This is a genomic window from Azorhizobium sp. AG788, from assembly GCF_943371865.1.
Classification (GTDB): Bacteria; Pseudomonadota; Alphaproteobacteria; order Rhizobiales; family Xanthobacteraceae; genus Azorhizobium.
The window spans coordinates 16474-37071 of record NZ_CALRWL010000001.1; the positions used below are offsets into that span (position 1 = coordinate 16474).

A 20598-nucleotide genomic window follows, 5' to 3' on the forward strand; every position below is an offset into this window, starting at 1 on the left:
CTCTCGCTAGCAGGTGCAAAGCCAATGTTGAAGATGTAAAAGATCTGATCTGCTAATTGTAAATTATTGGCAATTCGAGACAGGAAGAGGCAAGCGAAGCCATGCGCCAGAAGGTGTTTGCCGGCCATGCGGTGCGCCGGCTGCGGGAGAAGCTGGGGCTCAAGCAGACCGAGCTGGCCACCCGCCTCCAGGTCTCGCCGTCCTACATCAATCAGATCGAGAGCAACCAGCGCCCGCTCACCGCGCCGGTGCTGATCGCCATCTCCCGCGCCTTCGGCGTCGACATCACCACCTTCGGCGCCGACGACCTCGACCGCATCGTCGCCGATCTGCGCGAGACCGCCGCCGACCCGCTGTTCCGCGACCTGGATCTGGGGGTGCAGGACATGAAGGCGGTGGCCAATCTCTCGCCCGCCTTCGCTCATGCCTTCCTGCGCATGCATGTGGCCCTGCGGCGCACCGCCGAATGGCGCTCGTCGTTGGACGACATGCTCACCACCGGCACCGGCGGCGCGGACGAGTCCAAGCTCATCCCCTATGAGGAGGTGCGCGACTATTTCCATTATATCGACAATTACGTGGATGAACTGGACTGCGCCGCCGAAGCGCTGGCCGAGCGGCTGGGCGTGCTGGCCGGCAGCGATCCGGCGGCGGCCTTCACTGGCTATCTGGCGTCGCAATACCGGCTGAGCGTGGACATCGGACCGGCGGATCCGCAGGCGCCGCTCTATGTCCTGGATGTGCGGGCCAAACGGCTGGTGCTGTCCGGCACCCTGTCGCCGCAGGGGCGGGCGTTTCGCCTCGCCGCCACCATCGCCCAATTGGAGCAGCGCGCGCTGGTGGATCGGCTGGTGGCCAGCGCCGGCTTCCGCAGCCAGACCGCCGGCGAGATCGGCCGGCTGGCCCTGTTCAATTATGTGGCCGGGGCGCTGATCCTGCCCTATCGCCGCTTCCTGGCTCTGGCCCAGGCCCGCCGCCATGATCTCGACCGGCTGGTGCTGGAGACCGGCGCCAGCATGGAGCAGGTGTGCCATCGCCTCTCCACCTTGCAGCGGCCCGGCGCCCGCGGCGTGCCATTCTATTTTGCCAAGGTGGATCGGGCCGGCAACATCACCAAGCGCCACAGCGCCACCCGCTTCCAGTTCGCCCGCCATGGCGGGGCGTGCCCAGTGTGGAATGTGCATCAGGCGTTCGATGTGGGCGGGCGCACCCTGGTGCAGGTGGGCGAGATGCCCGATGGGGTGCGCTATCTGTGCCTGGCCCGCGGCATCTCGGCCCCCACCTTGCGCTATGGCCAGGCGGACCGCGCCTATACCTTGGGCCTGGGGTGCGAAGTCTCGTTCGCGGACCAGATGGTGCAGGCCGATGGCCTGGACCTGAAGGCGGCGCCGGTGGCGCGGCTGGGGATTTCCTGCCGCATCTGCCCGCGCCGGGATTGCGATTTGCGCGCCTTCCCGCCGCTGGACCGCGACATCCGCACCGATCCGGCGGTGCGCGGCATCATTCCGTTCGAGATCGTCTGACCGCGTCACGTGACGTAATCCCGCCACGCTCCTGAACGACAAGCAAATCAAGGTCTTCCGAGATACGGCTGGTGGGCCGGGAGAGGCGTCATGAGGGTGATTTTGCGTACGCTGGGATTGGTGGCCGGCCTCCTCTGCGGCACCGGCGCGGCCATGGCCGCGCCCGGCTTTTCCACCGGCAATGTCAATATGCGCGCCGGCCCCGACACCGCCTATCCCCGGGTTGCGGTGATCCCCCGCGGACAGCCGGTGGAGATCGTCGGCTGCCTCGACAACCAGTCCTGGTGCGATGTGATCTGGGGGCGCAGCCGCGGCTGGGTGTTCGGGGAGTATCTCGGTTTCGTCTACCAGGGCCGTCAGGTGCTGGTGCCGGAATATGCGCCGGTGATCGGCATTCCGGTGGTGGGATTCAGTTTCGGCAATTACTGGGGCAATTACTATCGCGGGGCGCCGTGGTGGAACCAGTATGGCCGCTGGCAATATTACCAGCCCCGCCCGCGTCCCGGCTGGGGTCCGCCGCCTCCGGGCGTGGGGCCGCGCCCGCCGGGCTGGTGGCGGCCGGGCTATAACCCCGGCCCCCGTCCGGGCTATCCGCCCAATCCGGGCTGGAACGGCCCCGGCCGACCGGGCTATCCGCCCGGCCAGCCGGGATGGAACGGCCAGCCGGGCCGGCCTGGTTTTCCGCCGGGCCAGCCGGGGTGGAACGGCCAACCGGGTCGTCCGCCGGGGCAGCCGGGGTGGAACGGCCAGCCCGGTCGTCCGCCGGGGCAGCCGGGGTGGAACGGCCAGCCCGGCCATCCGCCGGGTCAGCCGGGCCGTCCCGTCTATCAAGGGCAGCCGCAGGGCCAGAATCGGCCGCCGCCGGGCCAGCCGCAGGGCGGCCGTCCGCAATATAACGGGCAGCGTCCTCCGCCAGACGGCAGTCAGCCGCCGCCCAGCGGGCGGTGATCTGAGGCGGTCGCCCGCGTCCTCTCTCCCGTCAGGCGCCGCCCCTCTTGAGGACGGCGCCGCGGCGCGGGGGCGGCGCGGCGGGGTGATCGACCATCGACGTGGCGGCGCGGGCGCGCTATGGCGAAGCCATGTCGCACGCACCGGCCCCCGTCTTCCGCTTCGCCCCGTCCCCCACCGGCCTGATCCATGTGGGCAATGCCCGCACGGCCCTGTTGAACGCGCTGCTGGCGCGGCGCGGGGGCGGCACCTTCATCCTGCGCTTCGACGACACCGATGCCGCCCGCTCGCGCACGGAATTTGCCGACGCCATCAGCGCCGATCTGGCCTGGCTGGGCATTCCGCCGGACCGGGTCGAACATCAGTCCGCGCGCCTGCCGCTCTATGCCGCCGCCGCCGAGCGCCTGAAGGCGGCGGGGCGGCTCTATCCCGCCTATGAGACCGAGGCGGAACTGGACCTCAAGCGCGGCCTTCAGCGGGCCCGCGGGCTCCCCCCGGTCTATGACCGCGCCGCGCTGGCCCTGACTGCCGAGGATCGCGCCCGGCTGGAAGCGGAGGGGCGGGCGCCCCATTGGCGGTTCAAGCTGGATCAGCGCGTGGTGACATGGGTCGACGGGGTGCGCGGTCCGCAGCAGGTGGACACCACCAGCCTGTCCGATCCGGTGCTCGTGCGCGCCGACGGCACTTATCTATATACGCTGCCCTCGGTGGTGGATGATCTGGACATGGGCGTCACCGACGTGGTGCGCGGCGAGGACCATGTGACCAATACGGCGGTGCAGATCGAACTGATCGCGGCGCTGGGCGGGGTGGCGCCCCGCTTTGCCCACCACAACCTGCTCACCTTGCCCAATGGCGAGGGCCTGTCCAAGCGGCTGGGGCATCTTTCGCTGACCGCCTTGCGGGCGGCGGGCCAGGAGCCCTTGGCGGTGGCGGCGCTCTCGGTGCTGGTGGGCACCTCCGAGGCGGTGGTGCCGGTGGAGAGTCTGCAGGCGCTGGCGGAGAAGATCGATCTGGCGCGCATCTCCCGCGCCCCGGCCCGGTTCGATCCCGACGATCTGCCGGCCCTGACGGCGCGAACCCTGCACCATATGCCGTTTGCTGCCGCCGAACCCCGGCTGGTCGCGGCGGGAGTAACCGGCGGGGAGGCGTTCTGGAGCGCCATCCGCGGCAATCTGGAAACCTTCGCCGATGCCGCGCCCTGGTGGGCGGTGTGCAGCGCCGCGCTGACGCCGGCCATCGATCCGGCCGATACGGCGTTTCTGGCCAGCGTGGCCGAGGTGCTGCCGCCGGAGCCGTGGGATGCAAGCACCTACAAGGCCTGGATCGCCCAGGCCAAGACGGTGGGCGGGCGCAGCGGCAAGGCCCTGTTCCACCCCATCCGCCTGGCCCTGACCGGGCGGGAGAACGGCCCCGAACTGGCGAACCTGCTGCCGCTCATGGGCCGCGCCCGCGTGTTGGCACGTCTCAACGGAGCGTCGGCTTAAGCCGCATCGCGTCCACAAATGCTGGCCCGGAGCGTATCCGGGCCAGCGTCCGCGCGCGCTTTATTGTCCGGTATTCTGGCCCGCATTGGCCGGGGTGGACGGCGCGATCACGCGCACGGCGCGCCGACCGGGCTGCTCCGATGCCGGCGCCAGCGGCGCCGCCACGGTGGGGGAGACCGGGTCCAGCGCCGTATTGTCGGCAGGCTTGCTTGCGGTGGCGGTCTTGCCCTTGGCCGCCGGATCGCCCATGGGGCGCGGCTGCGACATGGCCTTGGCCTGCTCCTCGGTCACCAGGATGTCGCCCTTCTCCAGCGTGGACTGGTCGTCCAGCCCCGCCAGCGCCTGCGCCCAGGATTGGCCCGGCGCGCGGCAGGAGCAGGTGGTGACCAGTTGCTTGCGATAGAGCAGTGCGCTGGGCAGCGACATGTAGGGCTTACCGGTGACCGAGGTCGCCTGCTGAATGTCCTCGCCCGGATTGCGATAGGTGTAGAGCTGCGCCTCGGTGGCCGGGCACAGGCGCCGGCAGAGCGCATCATCGGAGGCGAATTTCGCCGGGATGGTGGCGTAGGAAATGGGGAAATAGAAGCCGTCGCAGGTCCGCACGCACACGGTGCGATAGGTGGAGGACTTCGGCAGGTCCATGGGCGCCACGTCCATGCCGGGGGCTTCCTCCGGCTCGCTGTTCACCGCGGCGCCGCCGCCGAAGAGCGACTCGAAGAAGTTGCGCGGCCGGGCGGCCTGCCGCGAGGGCTGCGGGCCGACGATATTCTGCGCCGCGGCGCGATATTGCGGGCCGCAATTGTTCTGGGCCAGCGCCATGATGATCTGGCGGCGCTGGCCTTCCTTGTCGCCATTGGCCCGGTCAAGGCTGGCGATGGAGGCGCGCAGGCGGGAGATCTGGTCGTCGATCTGGTCGCACTGCGCCGGTCGCGGCGGGCCCTGGAAGATGAAGAAGCCGCGCGGGGCTTCGCAATTCATACCCTTGGCCTGGGCCACCAACTGATCCAGCGTGCCGCGCATCTGCGTCGCCTGGGCGGCGCGCGCCTGGGCGGCGGGGTCCACGCCCCGGTCAAGGGTCGCAAGTGCCCCTTCCAACTGCATGCACGACGGCGCCTGGGCCTGAGCCGCGACGGGTGCCGCGGCCAGGGCGGCCAGGACCAGACCAAACCACCGAACTGATGTCATTCTCATCCCGCGCGCCGGCGCCTCATCCATTTTTCGAGGGCGCTTATAACGCCATGGGGCACGCCAACGATGACCAAAGTTTGCACCGCACGAAATTCTTCGTGCAAATTCTTCGTGATCGTCAGCTGCGGCCGCGCATGCGGATGTTGAAGCTGTCGAAGGAATATTCCGCGATCTGCCACCACACCAACTGCTCGGCGCGCATGGCCATCATGCTGTCGTACGCCTTCTTGAAGGCGGGATTCTGCGCCGCCAGCTCGTTGTAAAGCTCGAACGAGGCACGGTAGCCGGCTTCAAGGATCGAGGTGGGGAAGGCCCGCAGTTCCGCCCCCTGCTGCACCAGCCGGCGCAGGGCGGGCGGATTCACCGCATCATACTTGGCCAGCATCCAGTTGTTGGCGGCTTCGCAGGCGTTGGAGAGGATAGCCTGATAGTGCTTGGGCAGCTTGTCCCACTGTTCCTGGTTGATGACCAGGTGCAGCATGGCGCCGCCCTCCCACCAGCCGGGATAGTAATAATATTTCGCCACCTTCACCAGGCCGAGCTTCTCGTCGTCATAGGGGCCGACGAACTCAGCCGCATCAAGGGTTCCGCGCTCCAGGGAGGGGTAGACGTCGCCGGGGGCGATCTGCTGCGGCACCACGCCGAGCTTGGCCAGCACCTGGCCACCGATGCCGCCGATGCGGAACTTCAGGCCCTTCAGGTCCTCGACCGAATTCAGTTCCTTGCGGAAAAATCCGCCCATTTGGCACCCGGAATTCCCCATGGGAATCGCGGTGACCTTGTACTTTTCCAGCACGCCGTTGATGATTTCCGATCCACCGCCGAAAAACCACCACGAGTGCTGCTGGCGCGAATTGAAGCCGAACGGCACGCCGGTGCCAAACGCCAGGGTGGGATCCTTGCCGATGTAGAAATAGGTCGCCGTCTGGGCGCATTCCACCGAGCCGGTGGAGACCGCATCCAGCGCCTGCAGGCCGGGCACCAGTTCGCCGGCCGGGAAGGTCTGGATCTGGAACTTGCCGTCGGTGGCGTCGGAGACCAGCTTGGCCAGGATCTGCGCCGTGCCATAGATGGTGTCCAGCGAGCGCGGGAAGGACGACGTCAGTCGCCACTTGATCTCCGGGCTGGTCTGGGCGATGGCGGGCATGGCGACGGCGCTCGAAGCGAGCGCGGCCGTCGCAGATGCGCCGAGGAACCGGCGGCGTTGGCGATCCATGATGTCTCCGGGGCGTCTTGTTTGTTGTTGCCGCACACCTGTCATGCCGCGCGGGAGACGTCAATAATTGTCGTCTGTCCACCGCCCCGGTGCGATGCGCCATCTACCGCGGGCGCGAGGACAACCTATATGTCATATGCCCCAGTCGAGGACGTTCACAGCCATGACCTTGCCGACCTTCGCCCCCCTGCGTACCGCTCTGGCGGTGGCCTGCGCCGCGGCCCTGAGTCTCGGGGTGACCTGTGCGGACGCGGCCTCGCAGGAGCCCGATCCCATCTTCAAGAAGTCCACGGTGTGGAAATTCATGACCCCCGACGACAAGCTGGCGGTCTATGGCATCGATGACCCGGTGGTCGGTGGTGTGGCCTGCCATTACACCGTGCCGGAAAAGGGTGGGGTGAAGGGCATGGTGGGCCTTGCTGAGGAAGTCTCGGACATCTCGCTGGCCTGCCGGCAAGTGGGGCCGATCAGCATCAAGGAGAAGTTCGAGCAGGGCGACGTGGTGTTCCGCCAGAGCCGCTCGCTGTTCTTCAAGAAGATGCAGATCGTGCGCGGTTGCGACACCAAGCGTAACGTATTGGTCTATCTGGTCTATTCGGACAAGTTGATCGAGGGCAGCCCGAAGAACTCCACCTCCACGGTGCCGATCATGCCGTGGGGCGCGTCCGGCGACGTGCCGCGCTGCGCCGACTTCGTGAAGTAAGGTCGAACGTCCGGCTGCACCATCCCCCGCCGCAGGGCGGGGGAGAATCCCTGAGAGAGTGCCGCCTCAGCGGGAACAGGCGATGGCCACCACCGGCTCGCAACCGCGGCCGGTGCAGGCCTTGGTCTTCGCATTGCCGGCAATGGTCATCATGCCGGTGCTGCTGCTGCCGGTGCTTCCGGTCACCGCGACGCGGCCATAGTCCAGCGCCTGGGAAAAGTCATGGGTGCGGCACCAGGCATTGGCCACCTCGCCACCACAGGGGGCGCCGTCCGCCAGGCAGGTGTCCACGCCATAGCCGTCGGAATTCTCGATCAGGAAGATCTGCGTCTCGGCGGCAGCCGGCACGCTGCCGCCCGCCAGCGCGGCGGCCAGAAGCAGCGGGCGCAGGCCGAGCGGGCGCGGCATGAAGCTGGGGGACCCCTGGCGGGTCCGGAAGGGGAAGCTCATCATGGATTTGGGTCGCGACCTTTGATCCGGGGCTGAAAGCCGTGCGGGCAATCGAAAATGGACCTGCAGAACGGGTTCCGGCACCGGGGAGCTGCCCGGTGACCGAGCATGGCAGATGACTCGGCCAGTGCGATGCAGCACGGCATAGCTCCGGGGTTGCGCGCCGGTCAAGCCTGACCAATGGTCAGCCCGGTGCCTCCCACGCAGACGTGAAAGGGCTTGACGGAAGGCCGGTCGCCAACCATTGTCCCGCGCCATGAACGGCCACGGATCATTTGGCGGCATTTCCATGCCGATTATTTGCGGTTAGCTCGACAAGCTGGCCGCGGCCGTCCTTTGCTGCATCCCTGACGAGGAAGATTGGACGCACCGCCCCAGCGGGCCGAGTGTGTTTGTGAACGCCGTGGAAACGGCATCGTCAGCCGCCGGACGCATGTTGCGCCATCCGGGACCGGTGCCAAAGGGGAGCGGATACTCATGGAGCTGCGGCTCTACAATACGCTGACGCGGTCGAAGGATGCCTTCCGCCCGCTCGATCCCGCCAATGTCCGCCTCTATGTGTGCGGACCGACGGTCTATGATCTGGCCCATATCGGCAATGCGCGGCCGGTGATCGTGTTCGACGTGCTGTTCCGGCTGCTGCGGCGGCTCTATGGCGCCGATGCGGTCACCTATGTGCGCAACATCACCGACGTGGACGACAAGATCAACGCCCGCGCCGCCGATCGCGGCATCACCATTCGCGACCTGACCGAAGAGACCTACGACTGGTTCCGCCAGGACACCGCCGCGCTCGGCTGCCTGCCGCCCAGCGTAGAGCCGCGCGCCACCGAGCACATCCGCGAGATGCAGGCGCTGATCGAGCGCCTGGTTGCCTCCGGCCACGCCTATGTGGCCGAGGACCACGTGCTGTTCGACGTGCCCTCCATGCCGGACTATGGCCAGCTCTCCCGTCGGCCGCTGGACGAGATGCTCAACGGCGCCCGCGTGGATGTCGCCCCGTTCAAGCGCGATCCCATGGATTTCGTGCTGTGGAAGCCCAGCAGCGACGACCAGCCCGGCTGGCCTTCGCCGTGCGGCATCGAGACCCCGGGGCGTCCGGGCTGGCACATCGAGTGCTCGGCCATGTCCTGGCGCCATCTGGGCGAGACCTTCGACATTCATGGTGGCGGCATCGACCTGGTGTTCCCGCACCATGAGAACGAGATCGCCCAGTCGCGCTGCGCCTTCGGCACCGGCGGCATGGCCCAGGTGTGGATGCACAACGGCTTCCTGCTGCTGGAAGGCGAGAAGATGTCGAAGTCGCTCGGCAACTTCGTCACCATCCGCGAACTGCTGGCGGACTGGGAGGGCGAAGTGCTGCGCCTCGCCATGCTCTCCACCCATTATCGCCAGCCCATCAACTGGACCCGCCAGGGCATCGGCTTTGCCGCCAAGACCCTGGACAAGTGGTATCGCGTGGTCGGCGACGTGGAAGCCGATACCGGCCCGGACAATCCATTCGAGAGCGAGATCGCCGACCGTCTGGGCGACGATCTGAACTCGCCCCGCGCCATCACCCATCTTCATCATCTGGCGGAGGTGGCCGAGCATGAGGACACCTCCAGCGCTCTGCGCCGCCGGTTCAAGGGCGCGGCCAACCTGCTGGGCCTCTTGCAGCTCACCGAGACCCAGTGGAAGGCCCGCCAGCGGGAAGCCATTGCGGTCGATCCGGAAGCCATCGAGGCGCTGATCGCCGCCCGCATCGCGGCGCGCAAGGCCCGCGACTTCGCCGCGGCGGATCATATCCGCGAGCAACTGGCCGCCCAGGGCGTGATCCTGATGGACAACAAGGACGGCACCACCAGCTGGGAACTGGGACGATGAGCGACGACGAAGCCCCCGTGCAGGCCTCTCTGCGGCCGCTGCTGCCATCCGATACGGCGGCATTGGCCATGCTGTTCCGCGCCTCCATCTTCGAATTGACGGAGGAGGATTACGACGCCGACCAGCAGGAAGCCTGGGCGGCGGCGGCGGATGACGAGGCCGCGTTCGGCGCCCGACTCGCCGCCGGTCTCACCCTGGTGGCGGTGGCCGATGGCGAGCCGGTGGGCTTCGTCTCGGTGACCGACAACAAGACCATCGACATGCTCTATGTGCATCCCTTGGCGGCGGAGCAGGGGGTGGGCACCTTGCTGTGCAACGCCGCCGAGACCCTGGTGAAGGGGCGCGGCGGCAAGAGCCTCGTCGCCGATGCCAGCGACACCGCGCTGGGCTTCTTCCAGGCGCGGGGCTACGAGGCGCAGCAGCGCAACACCGTGCAGCGGGACAATGCCTGGCTCGCCAACACCACCGTGAAGAAGTCGCTGGTGGACGGGGAGCCGACCCCATGAGCCCGTCCGCGCCCACCCCCGCCACGCCAGCGCGGGAGCGGCTCTATCTGTTCGACACCACGCTGCGCGACGGGGCGCAGACCAATGGCGTCGATTTCACCTTGGCCGACAAGCTGAACGTGATCGCGCTGCTGGACCGGCTGGGCGTGGACTATGTGGAGGCCGGCTATCCCGGCGCCAACCAGACCGACAGCCAGTTGTTCGCCGAGCGTCGCCCCGCCAAGGGCAAGCTCACCGCCTTCGGCATGACCAAGCGGCCGGGCCGCTCCATCTCCAACGACCCCGGCGTCGCCGCGCTGCTGGCGGCGGAAGCGGACGCCATCTGCTTCGTGGCCAAGGCCTCCGCCTTCCAGGTGCGGGTGGCGCTGGAGACCACGGAAGAGGAAAATCTCGCCTCCATCCGCGAGAGCGTCGCCGCCGCCGTGGCCGCCGGGCGCGAGGCGCTGGTGGATTGCGAGCATTTCTTCGACGGCTTCAAGGAGAAGCCCGAGTTCGCGCTGGCCTGCGCCGAGGCCGCCTATGCGGCCGGCGCGCGCTGGGTGGTGCTGTGCGACACCAATGGCGGCACGCTGCCCCATGAGGTGGACGCCATCGTGCGCCAGGTGATCACCCGCGTGCCCGGCGACCATGTGGGCATCCATGCCCATAACGACACCGAGCAGGCAGTGGCCAATTCGCTGGCCGCCGTGCGCGCCGGGGCGCGGCAGATCCAGGGCACGCTGAACGGCCTGGGCGAGCGCTGCGGCAATGCCAATCTGTGCTCGCTGATCCCCACTCTGCTGATGAAGGGCGATTTCGCCGAGCGCTTCGAGACCGGGGTTTCGCCCGCGGCCTTGGCGGACATTGCCAGTGTCTCGCGCACCCTGGACGAAATGCTCAACCGCTCACCGGACCGGCATGCGCCTTATGTGGGCGAGAGCGCCTTCGCCACCAAGGCTGGCATCCACGCCTCGGCAATCCTGAAAGACCCCACCACCTATGAGCATGTGGCCCCCGAGCGCGTGGGCAATCGCCGCCGGGTGATGGTGTCCGATCAGGCCGGCAAGTCCAATGTGATCGCCGAGCTGGAACGGCTCGGCGTGCCGGTGGAGAAGGCCGATCCGCGGCTGGCCAGGCTGCTGGACGAGGTGAAGGGCCGCGAGGCTTTGGGCTATGCCTATGAAGCAGCGGACGCCTCCTTTGCCCTGCTGGCGCGGCGCATGCTGCACACGGTGCCGGACTATTTCACCGTGGAGCGCTTCAGCGTGAAGGTGGAGCGCCGCTACAATGCCCGCGGCGAGATGGGCACGGTGGCCGAGGCCATCGTCAAGGTGCGGGTGGGCGATGAGGAATTCATCTCCGCCGCCGAAGGCAACGGCCCGGTGAATGCGCTGGATGTGGCCCTGCGCAAGGATCTGGGCAAGTATCAGCCCTTCATCGCCGGCCTGCGGCTGACCGACTATCGGGTGCGCATCTTGAACGGCGGCACCGAAGCGGTGACGCGGGTTCTGATCGAGAGCACCGACGAGACCGGCGCCCGCTGGACCACGGTGGGGGTCTCGCCGAACATCATCGACGCCTCGTTCGAGGCTTTGCTGGATTCCATCACCTGGAAACTGCTGCAAAGCGGCGCGCCCGGCTGAGGGCGCGCCGGTGGGGGCAGGCGGGCGTCAGGGAGCGGGAGGCGGGGTTCCCGTGGGCGCCTCTCGCTCGACAGGGAAGGGCGCCGGCTGCCAATACTTATCCATCTTGTGGAACTTCAAGCGGTTCAGCTCCCATGTGCGCAGTAGGCTGCCGATGGCGGCTCGATCGCTGCTGTCGAGAAGCGGGGCAAGCCCCTGGACGATGGTGAGATGAATATCCCTGCTGGCGGTATCGCGCGGAATGCGCCGGGGTTCCGACAGCGTCGTGCATGTGGCTCGGGCGGCTTGCAAATCTCCAAGCGCCGATTGGAAGACGAGGCGAATGAGCGACCAGCTTGTCCATGATCGTCCGGGAAATCGCTCGTCAGACGCGAAGGCTGCCAAGTCTTCCATGGTCGAGTTAGCCCGAAGAGTCGGCAAAGCGATGTCTTCTATTTGCCCGATGAGCTCCTGTTGTGTATTTGGATCGTTGATTTTCCAGACGCCGCTTTGACGTCCATAGATGTAGCCCGACCAAGCACTGCCGAGGCCAGGTCCGGGATAGAACAGCATGCTGAACCTCCACTCCGGACTGAGGGCATCCTTGTCCAGGCAACGGCCGACGTAAACGCCACGCGCGAAATGGTGGATCGGCTGCAGAAATACATACCTGCCAACGACAGCAAGATCTGGATGCCGCTCCACGAGCGGCTTCATCAATGTTTGGACCTGTTTTGCCATCGTCATTGAAATGGCCTCACCGCAACTCCTGCAAAGCGGCGCGCCCGGCTGAGGGCACGCCGGTGGGAGCCTCGCGATTCAAACAGGCGGGGTAGAGGAAGATTCTAATGCCATGTCCATCTCGATGGGGAAGGGCGTCGGCTGCCAATACTTCTCCACCTTGAAGGTTTTGACCGAGAAGGCCTCCCATTCATGCAGGAGCCGCGCGATGCCCGCGCGGTCCCACTTGGCAACAAGGGGGCAGAGGCTGTCGGTGATGAGGAGAAATTCGGCGAGTCCTTCGTCTTCACGCGGCCTCTTCGAATTGAGAAGGTAATCTGAGGCATTCTGTGCGCCTTCCCTGTCGCCCTTGGCTGCGCACACGACGAGGCCGCGGAGCGTCTCTGTGTCCCAGCGGTCAAAGAAGGGCCGTCCGCTGTCCGCAAAGGCGACGAAGTCGTCTATTGTATGCATCTTCCGCAGCACAGGGAGGGCGTTGGCCTCAACTGTCTCTATCAAGGCCCGCTGGTGATCCGGATGGGTCGTGTTCCAGATACCAAGTGAATCATACCACAATCTGGACGTCCAGCGGACCACTGGGGCGTCCCGCGGAAAAAACAGAAATGTACTGCCCCACACGGGTGTAAATGCGAAGCGTCCCGTATTGCGTGTGATCTCTATAACGCGGGCGATATGTGTTACCGGTCGCACGAATAGCATGCGTCCAGCAAAAGCCAGGTCTGGGTTGCGCTCCAGGAGAGGCTGAACCATCGTTTTGACTTCAGCGGCGGTAGTCATTTCGCGGGTCTCCTTGGCATCGGCGGTTGCCATTCACCAGAAACTGCAGCAAAGCGGCGCGCCCGTCTAAGGGCGCGTCGCTCGAGGCCGATGTCAGGGCCGGGAGGGGAGCGCGCCCTGCGCGGGCGCCTCAAGCTCCAGCGGGAAGGGCGTCGGCTGCCAGTATTTTTCCATCTTGTGTTTCTTGACGCGGGCCGCCTCCCATGCACGCAGGAGGTTGCCGATGGCTGTTCGATCATTTCTTTCCAGAAGCGGTGCAAGTCCCTCAATGATGGTTAGGTGAATCTCCCGGCTGGCTGTGTCGCGTGGGATATAACGGAGCTCCGACAGCTTGTCGCAGGTGGCACGGGCAGCATCGAGGTCGCCAAGTGCCGCCTGGAAGATAAGGCGGGTGAGGGACCACGCTTTCCACGATCGCCCAGGAAAGCGCTCATCCGATGCAAAGGCTACGAATTCATCCATGGTCGTAATCTGTCTCAGAACTGGCAAAGCGTTGTCTTCAATTTGTCTAATCATGTCCTGCTGGGTTGTGGGGCGATTTATATTCCAGACGCCGACTTTAGGGGCGGAAATGTAAGTCTCCCAAGCGGTCGCGAGGCTGTTCCCTGGACGGAACAGCATGGTGACCCCCCAATCCGGATCGAACGCGTCCTTGTCCAGGCTGCGGTCGATGTAAATCCCGCGTACGAAATGTTGGATCGGATGCAGAAACACGTACCTGCCCACGATGGCGAGGTCTGAATGCCTTTCGACAAGAGGCTTCATCAATGCTTGGACCTGTTTCGCCGTCGTCATTGAAATGGCCTCACCTCTGTGACGATAATGCGTTTCGCGTTGCGATTGAATTTTGTCACGTGCGCAGCAATTTCCGCGCTGCGACCCGGTAATAGGCCGCTCACCCCAGTTTTTATATCGTAGACACAGACTGTTTCGTTCCCTGCGTCTTCCAGGACATCAATTCTAATCGTACCTTTCTCTCCATAATTCCCCTTCCCTTCGTCGTTGGATTTCAAAAGTGATTCTTCAGGTAAAAGAGTGTCAGGTAAGCCATTTTCCTTTCTAGATTCCTTGTCTGCGAGAATCTTGTTCTTAAGGGTGACATGTACAGCGGTTCCATAGCTGGCGGCAGACTTGTAAAGGTCACGACTTCCTGCGGCTTCTGAGGAGGCATTGGTCATGGTCTGGACGTCACTCATGCGAGGGCATGCCAATTCTACTTTGTCTCGCGCCATCCAGCCAACGAAGTTTAGATCGAGCGATTCGGCATTGTCCGGCTCCTCCCGCTCGTAATCCCGCGCCTTGAAAGCGATGACCGGCTTCTGATCCAGTAGCTTTTGCGCAGCCATCCAGGCGTACAGGATGAGTGCCAGCTCGACCGTCGCCTTGGCCGCTGCTGGCGCCAGCACAAGGGCGGGCACGAACGCCGGCTGCACCAAGTCCTGCGGTTCGGGGCCGTCGGGGCGCCAGATGCTCTGGCTGATGGCCTGGCCATGGGTGTCGAACAGGGTCTGCAGCGGGCCGGCATTCTGCACCGTGAGGATGCGTCCGTCCGGGGCATAGATGGTGTGGCGGCTGTCCCAGGGGACGCTGCCGTCGGCCGGGGCGAATTGCGAGTCGATGACGCTGGTGTCGCGATTGTAGACGGTCTGCGTGGCAAGAGACCCGTCGGGGCGATAGATGTCCTCCACCGCCAGCCAGGAGCTGTCGGCGGTGGTGCTCTGCCGCACCTCCTGGCGGGTGCCGTCGGTGCGCACGGTGGTTTGCGGCGCGCGCCGGTGGCTGGCGTCGCCGCCGCCGTTGCCGCTCGCGCCACCGCCGCTCCCCACCCATTGGCCGCCGCTCGGGCTGCCCGCAGGGGCGCGGGGCTGGCTCTCGTCATAGCGCAGCGCCAGCCGCAGCCGCTCCCGCTTCAGCTTGAGATCGATATAAGCAAATTCCCAGCGTATGCGCTGGATCTCGGCGCGGGGATCGAAACGCGTCGGCATGACACCCTCCTGGTGGCGCGAAATGCGCGGCCATAAGGGTAGGAGACAAAATTCCTAGGGAGATAAGTTGGCCACAGCACGGGGCAGGGCGCCGTTGCGCCCCGGTGCGGTGTGCCGTCCGGCAGAACCCCGGAGATCCGGCGCTGGTGGCGTTCATTCATCCAAAAAACGCATCGATCCATGCCGTGTCTGGGCTGACTGCGCATCGGAGCCTCCTCTATCGTGAGCGACGAGGCGGCGAGACGTCCGCCTGAAAAGATGGCCATGCCAAAGGCAGGCCGCGCAATGAAGTTCGGAGGAACGCCATGCTGTCACGCCTGAAGAGGGCGCTTGCGCCAGCCGTGCTCGCGCTGTGCTTTGCTTTTGCCCCCAGCCTTGCCGACGCCCAGACGTTCACGCGTCCGGTGCGGCTCATCGTGCCGTTCGCCCCCGGCGGCACGTCGGATATTCTCGCCCGTCTGATCGCGCCCAAGCTGTCGGAGGCCATCGGCCAGGCAGTGGTGGTGGAGAACAAGCCCGGCGCCGCGGGCAATGTGGGCGCCGATGCGGTGGCCAAGGCCCAGCCCGATGGCCACACGCTGCTGCTGATGGATGTGGGCTCGCTCGCCACCGCGCCCAGCCTGTTCCCCAACCTCACTTATGACGTGGAGAAGAACCTCGCCCCCGTGGCCATGGTGATGTTCGGCCCCTATGTGCTGGCCATCAATCCCAGCGTGCCCGCGCGCACGGTTCCCGAATTGATCGCCTATGCCAAGGCCAATCCCGGCAAGCTGGCCATGGCCAATTCCGGCGTCGGCGCGGTCAATCACATCACCGCGGTGATGATCGCCAAGGCCCTGGGCATCGAATGGAAGAATGTGCCCTACAAGGGCGGCGCCGCCGCCTCCCGTGCGGTGGTGTCGGGCGAGAGCACGGTCATCATCAATGGCTCGTCCGCCACATTGCCCTTCGTCACCAACAAGCAGCTCGTCGGGCTGGCGGTCACCGGCGCGGAACGCCTGAAGGCGGCGCCCGACCTGCCCACCTTCAAGGAAGCGGGCCTGCCGGCGGCAGACGCCGGCACCTGGCAGGGCCTGCTGACCACCGCCGGCACGCCGCCCGCCACCATCGCCAAGCTGAATGGGGAATTGCGCAAGATCCTCGCCGATCCGGAGATCGCCAAGAAGATCGGCGAGCAGGGCGGCGAGGTGCGGGCCGAGACGCCGGAGGCGTTCAAGGCCTGGCTCACCGCCAGCATCGCCACCTGGGGCGCCGCCATCCGTGACGCCGGCATCAAGGGCGAGTGAGCGCGCCATGACCGGCCGCAGGCTCGATTTGCCCGACGTCCTGTTCGGGCTGTTCCTGGCCGCGGTGTCGGGGGGCGCGCTGCTGCTCACCCGGCACCTGCGGGGCGGAACCGCCGCCGACATGGGGCCAGGCTACATGCCCCGCGCCATCGCCGTGGCGCTGCTGCTGTTCGGTCTGTTCTTTCTCGTGCGCGGCGCACTGGCGCCGTGGCGGGGGATCGACAAGGTCCATCTGCGCCCGCTGGTGGCCATCTGCGCCGGGGTGGCTGTGTTTGCCGCCGGCGCGGCCAGCCTGGGACTGGCCATCGTCTCGGTGCTCACCGTGGTGGTGGCGGGCATGGGCAGCCCGGAGGCGCGCCTGTGGCAGAACCTGGCGTTCGGCCTCGCGCTCAGTGCCGCCTCGGTGGGGCTGTTCGTGAAGCTCCTCTCGCTGCCGGTGCCGGTGTGGCCGTGGTGAGCCGGCCGGCGCGCGGCGTCGACGCCCTGATGACGATCCAACCGATGACGATCCCACCGATGAGAACCCCATGGAATTGATCGATCATCTGGTCCTCGGCTTCTCCACCGCGCTCCAGTTCAACAATCTCCTGTTCTGCCTCATCGGGGCGGTGATCGGCACCGCCATCGGCGTGCTGCCGGGCATCGGGCCGATCCCCACGGTGGCGCTGCTGCTGCCGCTGACCTTCGGCCTGGAGCCGGCGACCGCCATGATCATGCTGGCGGGCATCTTCTACGGGGCGCAATACGGTGGCTCCACCACCGCCATCCTGGTGAATGTGCCGGGGGAAACCTCCTCGGTGGTCACCTGCATCGATGGCCATGAGATGGCCAAGCAGGGCCGTGCCGGGCCGGCGCTGGCCATCGCCGCCATCTCCTCCTTCTTTGCCGGCACGGTGGCCACCGTGGTGATTGCGCTGCTGAGCATTCCCTTAGCGGCCCTGGCCATGAAATTCACCGCGGTGGAATATTTCAGCCTGCTGGTGCTGGGCCTGTTCGCGGCGGTGATCCTCGCGCACGGCTCGGTGGCGAAATCCCTGGCCATGGTGCTGCTGGGGCTGCTGCTGGGGCTGATCGGCATCGATATCAGCTCGGGTGCGGCGCGGATGGATTTCGGCGTGCCCGAACTGGCGGACGGCATCGATTTCGTGCCGGTGGCCATGGGCCTGTTCGGCCTGGGCGAGATCATCGCCAATCTGGAGCGCCCCGCCGTGCGCCAGGTGGTCAGCCAGAAGGTGCGCGACCTCGTGCCCAGCATGGCGGACATGAAGGCGGCCTTCCCGGCCATGGTGCGCGGCACGCTGATCGGCTCCGTGCTCGGCGTGCTGCCGGGCGGCGGGGCAGCGCTGCCGCCCTTCTCGGCCTATGCGCTGGAAAAGAAGATCGCCAAGGATCCGTCTCGCTTCGGCAAGGGCGCCATCGAAGGCGTCGCCGGGCCGGAAGCGGCCAACAATGCCGGGGCGCAGACCAGCTTCATTCCGCTGCTCACCCTGGGCATTCCCTCCAACGCGCTGATGGCGCTGATGATCGGCGCATTGATGATGCAGGGCATCCAGCCCGGCCCGCAGATCATGACCGAGCAGCCGCAACTGGTGTGGGGCGTCATCGCCAGCATGTGGACGGGCAACCTCATGCTCTTGATCATCAATCTGCCGCTGGTGGGGGTGTGGGTGTCCATGCTGCGCATTCCCTATCGCCTGCTGTTTCCCGCCATCGTTCTGTTCTGCTGCATCGGCACCTACGGCATCGCCAATTCGCTGTTCAACGTCTGGCTGATGCTGGGGTGCGCGGTGGTGGGCTATTTCTTCATCAAGGTCGGCGTGGAGCCGGCGCCCTTGCTGCTCGGCCTCGTGCTGGGGCCGCAGCTGGAGGAGAATTTCCGCCGCGCCATGCTGCTCTCGGACGGGGATTTCACCGTCTTCCTCACCCGCCCCATCAGCGCGGTGATCCTGGCAGTGGTGGCGGCCCTGCTGCTGGCGCTGCTGTCTCCCACCATATTGCGAAAGCGCAAGGAGGCCTTGGTGGAATAGGCCCCGGCGCGCCGCCGCATGGGGAACGCGTGCGCGCGTCGTCGCGCGGCGATGGGGCTCGATCGCGCTTCATCTTGAGTTCTGGATCAATACGATCCCGGCCATGGCTGTCGATCCGCCGGGAATGGGCAAGATCCTGTCGGTGGAGGGAACGGCCGATGGGGGCCTTTGCGGCCCGGCCTCCAGGGCCGCGCTTGCAAACACGGGGGCGCTTGTTCCAAGACTGGCCGGCTATCATCGGTGGTGGCAAGGGGCACCGGCATGTTCGATCTCAACCAGCTTCGCTGCTTTGTGGCCGTTGCGGAGGAACTGCATTTCGGCCGTGCGGCGGAACGGCTGAACATGACCCAGCCGCCCTTGAGCCGGCAGGTGCAGATTCTGGAGCGCATCCTGGATGTGAGCCTGTTCGAACGCACCAGCCGCTCGGTGGCGCTCACCCCCGCCGGCCGCAGCTTCCTGCCCGAAGCCCGCCATCTGTTGAAACTGGCGGAGAATGCGGCGCTGGTGGCCAAGCGGGTGGCGGCGGGCAAGGCCGGCTCCATCCGCATCGGCTTTACCGCCGCCTCCGCTTACTCCTTCCTGCCGGATCTGGTGGCCGCCTGCCGGGTGCAATTGCCCGATGTGGACTTGGCCTTGAAGGAGATGGTCAGCGGCGAGCAGATCGAGGCGCTGGGGGCAGGGGAGATCGACGCGGCGCTGCTGCGTCCGCCGGTTCCCGCCTCCGGCTTTGGCTTCTTCCGGGTGGCGTCGGAGCAATTGCTGGCGGCGGTGCCGGAAGGCCATCCGCTCGCCGGACGTAAGACCCTGGCCCTGAACGATTTCGCCGACGTTCCCCTGATCATGTATGACCCCTATCAGGCGCGCTATTTCCACGATCTGGTGGCCGAACTGTTCTCGCGCGCCGGCTTCTTGCCCCGGCCGGTGCTGCATCTGACCCAGGTGCATTCCATCCTCGCCCTGGTGCGGTCCGGCCTTGGCCTAGCCCTGGTGCCGGAGGCGGCGCGGAACCTCCATGCCACCGGCGTGGTCCTGCGTCCGCTGGCGGAGCGGGCGCCCCGCGCGGTGGAGCTTTATCTCGGCTGGCGGCGCGACAATCCCAATCCGCTGCTGCCCATCCTGCGGGACATCGCCCGCGCCCTGCCGCAAGCGGCATAAGCAAATGTTCGATGCCAAAATTGCATCAATTCATACTGCGTTTGATCTGAACAGGCATCGATCGGGCGTTAGAACACCACCAGCACCGCGCCGGACCAACGGCGCCGCATGGTACGGGAGGATGGCGCATGAGCAAGATGACACCGCGTGAGATGGCCCAGGCGATCGGTTCCGGCCTGCTGTCCTTCCCGGTCACCCCGTTCCATGCCGACTTCTCCTTCAACGAGGCGCGCTATCGCGAGAATATGGACTGGCTGTGCGGCTATGACGTCGCCGGCCTGTTCGCCGCCGGGGGCACCGGCGAGTTCTTCTCGCTGTCGCCGGCCGAAGTGGAAAAAGTGGTCGCGGTGGCCGTCAACGAAACCCGCGGCCGGGTGCCGGTGATCGCCGGTGCCGGCTATGGCACCGCCATCGCCAAGGATCTGGCCGCCGCCGCCGAACGGGCCGGAGCCGATGGCGTGCTGCTGCTGCCGCCCTATCTGGTGCAGTCCGAGCAGGCGGGCCTCATGGCCCATGTGGAGGCGGTGTGCGCCTCAACCAAGCTTGGCGTCATCGTTTACAATCGCGACAATGCCATCCTCACCGAGGACAGCGTGGCGCGCCTTGCGGATCGCTGCCCCAATCTGGTGGGCTACAAGGATGGCGTGGGCGACATCGAATTGATGGTGCGGGTGCAGTCCAAGCTGGGCGACCGGCTGACTTATGTGGGCGGCCTGCCCACCGCCGAGACGTTCGCGCTGCCCTATCTGGAAATGGGGGTGACCACCTATTCCTCGGCGGTGTTCAATTTCGTGCCGGACTTCTCCACCGCCTTCTACGCCGCCGTGCGTCGGCGCGACCGCGAGGCGGTGGCGGCGGGGCTGAAGTCCTTCATCCTGCCGCTGCTCGCCATCCGCAATCGCAAGAAAGGCTATGCGGTCTCCATCATCAAGGCGGGCATGAAGGTGATCGGCCGCGATTCCGGGCCGGTGCGCGCGCCGCTGACCGATCTGGCGGCGGATGAGACCGACGAACTGGCAGCCCTGGTCGCTGCCCTGCGCTCCAGCGGGTTCGTGGCCCGCGCCGCGGCCGAGTGAACGTGCGCCGTGTGGGGCCTGGTCCATCCGGCGCCCCCCACCTGACGACGCGCCCGGGCGAGC

19 protein-coding genes are annotated in these 20598 nt (G+C 66.3%); 12 read left to right on the forward strand and 7 right to left on the reverse strand.

Annotation, left to right across the window (positions count from 1 at the left end; all coding sequences use genetic code 11):
* The first annotated feature begins 101 nt into the window (after positions 1–101).
* From AAG816_RS00070 to AAG816_RS00080, 3 genes are all read left to right on the forward strand, one after another.
* Positions 102–1523, forward strand: a complete 1422-nt coding sequence (locus tag AAG816_RS00070) for a short-chain fatty acyl-CoA regulator family protein (RefSeq protein WP_341987203.1) — start codon at positions 102–104, stop codon at positions 1521–1523.
* Positions 1524–1613: 90 nt separating this feature from the next.
* Positions 1614–2471 carry an SH3 domain-containing protein gene (locus tag AAG816_RS00075; protein ID WP_341987205.1) on the forward strand — a complete coding sequence of 286 codons (858 nt, stop codon included), beginning with the start codon at positions 1614–1616 and terminating at the stop codon, positions 2469–2471.
* A 131-nt stretch (positions 2472–2602) separates the two neighbouring features.
* Positions 2603–3958, forward strand: a complete 1356-nt coding sequence (locus AAG816_RS00080; RefSeq protein WP_341987208.1) for a glutamate--tRNA ligase — start codon at positions 2603–2605, stop codon at positions 3956–3958.
* Between the two features lie 60 nt (positions 3959–4018).
* Here AAG816_RS00080 and AAG816_RS00085 read toward each other — a convergent pair whose 3' ends face one another.
* Positions 4019–5143: a DUF2865 domain-containing protein gene (locus AAG816_RS00085; protein WP_341987209.1), complete on the reverse strand. Its 1125-nt coding sequence runs from the start codon at positions 5141–5143 to the stop codon at positions 4019–4021.
* A 121-nt stretch (positions 5144–5264) separates the two neighbouring features.
* Complete coding sequence (locus AAG816_RS00090) at positions 5265–6362, reverse strand: TRAP transporter substrate-binding protein (protein ID WP_341987210.1); 1098 nt, start codon at positions 6360–6362, stop codon at positions 5265–5267.
* 163 nt (positions 6363–6525) lie between these two features.
* Here AAG816_RS00090 and AAG816_RS00095 point away from each other — a divergent pair, with 163 nt between their 5' ends.
* Positions 6526–7065, forward strand: coding sequence for a CreA family protein (locus AAG816_RS00095; protein ID WP_341987211.1), 540 nt, complete (start codon positions 6526–6528; stop codon positions 7063–7065).
* Positions 7066–7131: 66 nt separating this feature from the next.
* Here AAG816_RS00095 and AAG816_RS00100 read toward each other — a convergent pair whose 3' ends face one another.
* The gene (locus AAG816_RS00100) at positions 7132–7518 is read right to left on the reverse strand and encodes a hypothetical protein (protein ID WP_341987214.1); all 387 of its coding nucleotides are present in this window, start codon (positions 7516–7518) and stop codon (positions 7132–7134) included.
* 468 nt (positions 7519–7986) lie between these two features.
* Between AAG816_RS00100 and cysS the strand changes: the two genes are divergently transcribed.
* From cysS to cimA, 3 genes are read left to right on the forward strand one after another with little or no spacing between them, the layout of a single operon-like run.
* On the forward strand, positions 7987–9381 hold the full coding sequence (cysS, locus tag AAG816_RS00105) for a cysteine--tRNA ligase (RefSeq protein WP_341987545.1): 1395 nt from the start codon (positions 7987–7989) through the stop codon (positions 9379–9381).
* On the forward strand, positions 9378–9887 hold the full coding sequence (locus AAG816_RS00110; protein ID WP_341987217.1) for a GNAT family N-acetyltransferase: 510 nt from the start codon (positions 9378–9380) through the stop codon (positions 9885–9887). Before cysS ends, AAG816_RS00110 begins: the two co-directional genes overlap by 4 nt.
* Complete coding sequence (gene cimA, locus AAG816_RS00115) at positions 9884–11509, forward strand: citramalate synthase (protein ID WP_341987219.1); 1626 nt, start codon at positions 9884–9886, stop codon at positions 11507–11509. The genes AAG816_RS00110 and cimA overlap by 4 nt, the downstream gene beginning before the upstream one ends.
* Positions 11510–11536: 27 nt before the next feature.
* Here the strand turns inward: cimA and AAG816_RS00120 are convergent, their stop codons facing one another.
* From AAG816_RS00120 to AAG816_RS00135, 4 genes are all read right to left on the reverse strand, one after another.
* Positions 11537–12235, reverse strand: a complete 699-nt coding sequence (locus AAG816_RS00120; RefSeq protein WP_341987221.1) for a hypothetical protein — start codon at positions 12233–12235, stop codon at positions 11537–11539.
* Between the two features lie 72 nt (positions 12236–12307).
* Entirely contained in the window at positions 12308–13039 is a 732-nt protein-coding gene (locus AAG816_RS00125; protein WP_341987223.1) for a hypothetical protein, read from the reverse strand.
* Positions 13040–13099: 60 nt separating this feature from the next.
* Complete coding sequence (locus AAG816_RS00130; protein WP_341987225.1) at positions 13100–13801, reverse strand: hypothetical protein; 702 nt, start codon at positions 13799–13801, stop codon at positions 13100–13102.
* The gene (locus tag AAG816_RS00135; RefSeq protein WP_341987226.1) at positions 13798–14991 is read right to left on the reverse strand and encodes a hypothetical protein; all 1194 of its coding nucleotides are present in this window, start codon (positions 14989–14991) and stop codon (positions 13798–13800) included. Before AAG816_RS00135 ends, AAG816_RS00130 begins: the two co-directional genes overlap by 4 nt.
* Before the next feature lie 305 nt (positions 14992–15296).
* On the opposite strand from AAG816_RS00135, the gene AAG816_RS00140 reads away from it, so the two are divergent.
* The 5 genes from AAG816_RS00140 to kdgD all read left to right on the forward strand — a co-directional run bounded on the left by AAG816_RS00140 (position 15297) and on the right by kdgD (position 20535).
* Positions 15297–16277 carry a tripartite tricarboxylate transporter substrate binding protein gene (locus AAG816_RS00140; RefSeq protein ID WP_341987227.1) on the forward strand — a complete coding sequence of 327 codons (981 nt, stop codon included), beginning with the start codon at positions 15297–15299 and terminating at the stop codon, positions 16275–16277.
* 7 nt (positions 16278–16284) lie between these two features.
* Entirely contained in the window at positions 16285–16734 is a 450-nt protein-coding gene (locus AAG816_RS00145) for a tripartite tricarboxylate transporter TctB family protein (protein ID WP_341987229.1), read from the forward strand.
* 70 nt (positions 16735–16804) lie between these two features.
* On the forward strand, positions 16805–18304 hold the full coding sequence (locus AAG816_RS00150; protein ID WP_341987231.1) for a tripartite tricarboxylate transporter permease: 1500 nt from the start codon (positions 16805–16807) through the stop codon (positions 18302–18304).
* 261 nt (positions 18305–18565) lie between these two features.
* Complete coding sequence (locus AAG816_RS00155; RefSeq protein ID WP_341987232.1) at positions 18566–19459, forward strand: LysR family transcriptional regulator; 894 nt, start codon at positions 18566–18568, stop codon at positions 19457–19459.
* A 128-nt stretch (positions 19460–19587) separates the two neighbouring features.
* Positions 19588–20535, forward strand: a complete 948-nt coding sequence (kdgD, locus tag AAG816_RS00160; RefSeq protein WP_341987234.1) for a 5-dehydro-4-deoxyglucarate dehydratase — start codon at positions 19588–19590, stop codon at positions 20533–20535.
* The last annotated feature ends 63 nt before the right edge of the window (positions 20536–20598 follow it).

Coding starts and splice junctions, on each gene's coding strand:
- AAG816_RS00140 (WP_341987227.1), top strand. CDS start 15,297: ATGCTGTCACGCCTGAAGAGGGCGCTTGCGCCAGCCGTGCTCGCGCTG.
- AAG816_RS00110 (WP_341987217.1), top strand. CDS start 9,378: ATGAGCGACGACGAAGCCCCCGTGCAGGCCTCTCTGCGGCCGCTGCTG.
- AAG816_RS00130 (WP_341987225.1), bottom strand. CDS start 13,801: ATGACGACGGCGAAACAGGTCCAAGCATTGATGAAGCCTCTTGTCGAA.
- AAG816_RS00120 (WP_341987221.1), bottom strand. CDS start 12,235: ATGACGATGGCAAAACAGGTCCAAACATTGATGAAGCCGCTCGTGGAG.
- cimA (WP_341987219.1), top strand. CDS start 9,884: ATGAGCCCGTCCGCGCCCACCCCCGCCACGCCAGCGCGGGAGCGGCTC.
- AAG816_RS00125 (WP_341987223.1), bottom strand. CDS start 13,039: ATGGCAACCGCCGATGCCAAGGAGACCCGCGAAATGACTACCGCCGCT.
- AAG816_RS00100 (WP_341987214.1), bottom strand. CDS start 7,518: ATGATGAGCTTCCCCTTCCGGACCCGCCAGGGGTCCCCCAGCTTCATG.
- AAG816_RS00085 (WP_341987209.1), bottom strand. CDS start 5,143: ATGACATCAGTTCGGTGGTTTGGTCTGGTCCTGGCCGCCCTGGCCGCG.
- AAG816_RS00080 (WP_341987208.1), top strand. CDS start 2,603: ATGTCGCACGCACCGGCCCCCGTCTTCCGCTTCGCCCCGTCCCCCACC.
- AAG816_RS00155 (WP_341987232.1), top strand. CDS start 18,566: ATGTTCGATCTCAACCAGCTTCGCTGCTTTGTGGCCGTTGCGGAGGAA.
- AAG816_RS00150 (WP_341987231.1), top strand. CDS start 16,805: ATGGAATTGATCGATCATCTGGTCCTCGGCTTCTCCACCGCGCTCCAG.
- AAG816_RS00135 (WP_341987226.1), bottom strand. CDS start 14,991: ATGCCGACGCGTTTCGATCCCCGCGCCGAGATCCAGCGCATACGCTGG.
- AAG816_RS00070 (WP_341987203.1), top strand. CDS start 102: ATGCGCCAGAAGGTGTTTGCCGGCCATGCGGTGCGCCGGCTGCGGGAG.
- AAG816_RS00075 (WP_341987205.1), top strand. CDS start 1,614: ATGAGGGTGATTTTGCGTACGCTGGGATTGGTGGCCGGCCTCCTCTGC.
- AAG816_RS00095 (WP_341987211.1), top strand. CDS start 6,526: ATGACCTTGCCGACCTTCGCCCCCCTGCGTACCGCTCTGGCGGTGGCC.
- AAG816_RS00090 (WP_341987210.1), bottom strand. CDS start 6,362: ATGGATCGCCAACGCCGCCGGTTCCTCGGCGCATCTGCGACGGCCGCG.
- AAG816_RS00145 (WP_341987229.1), top strand. CDS start 16,285: ATGACCGGCCGCAGGCTCGATTTGCCCGACGTCCTGTTCGGGCTGTTC.
- kdgD (WP_341987234.1), top strand. CDS start 19,588: ATGAGCAAGATGACACCGCGTGAGATGGCCCAGGCGATCGGTTCCGGC.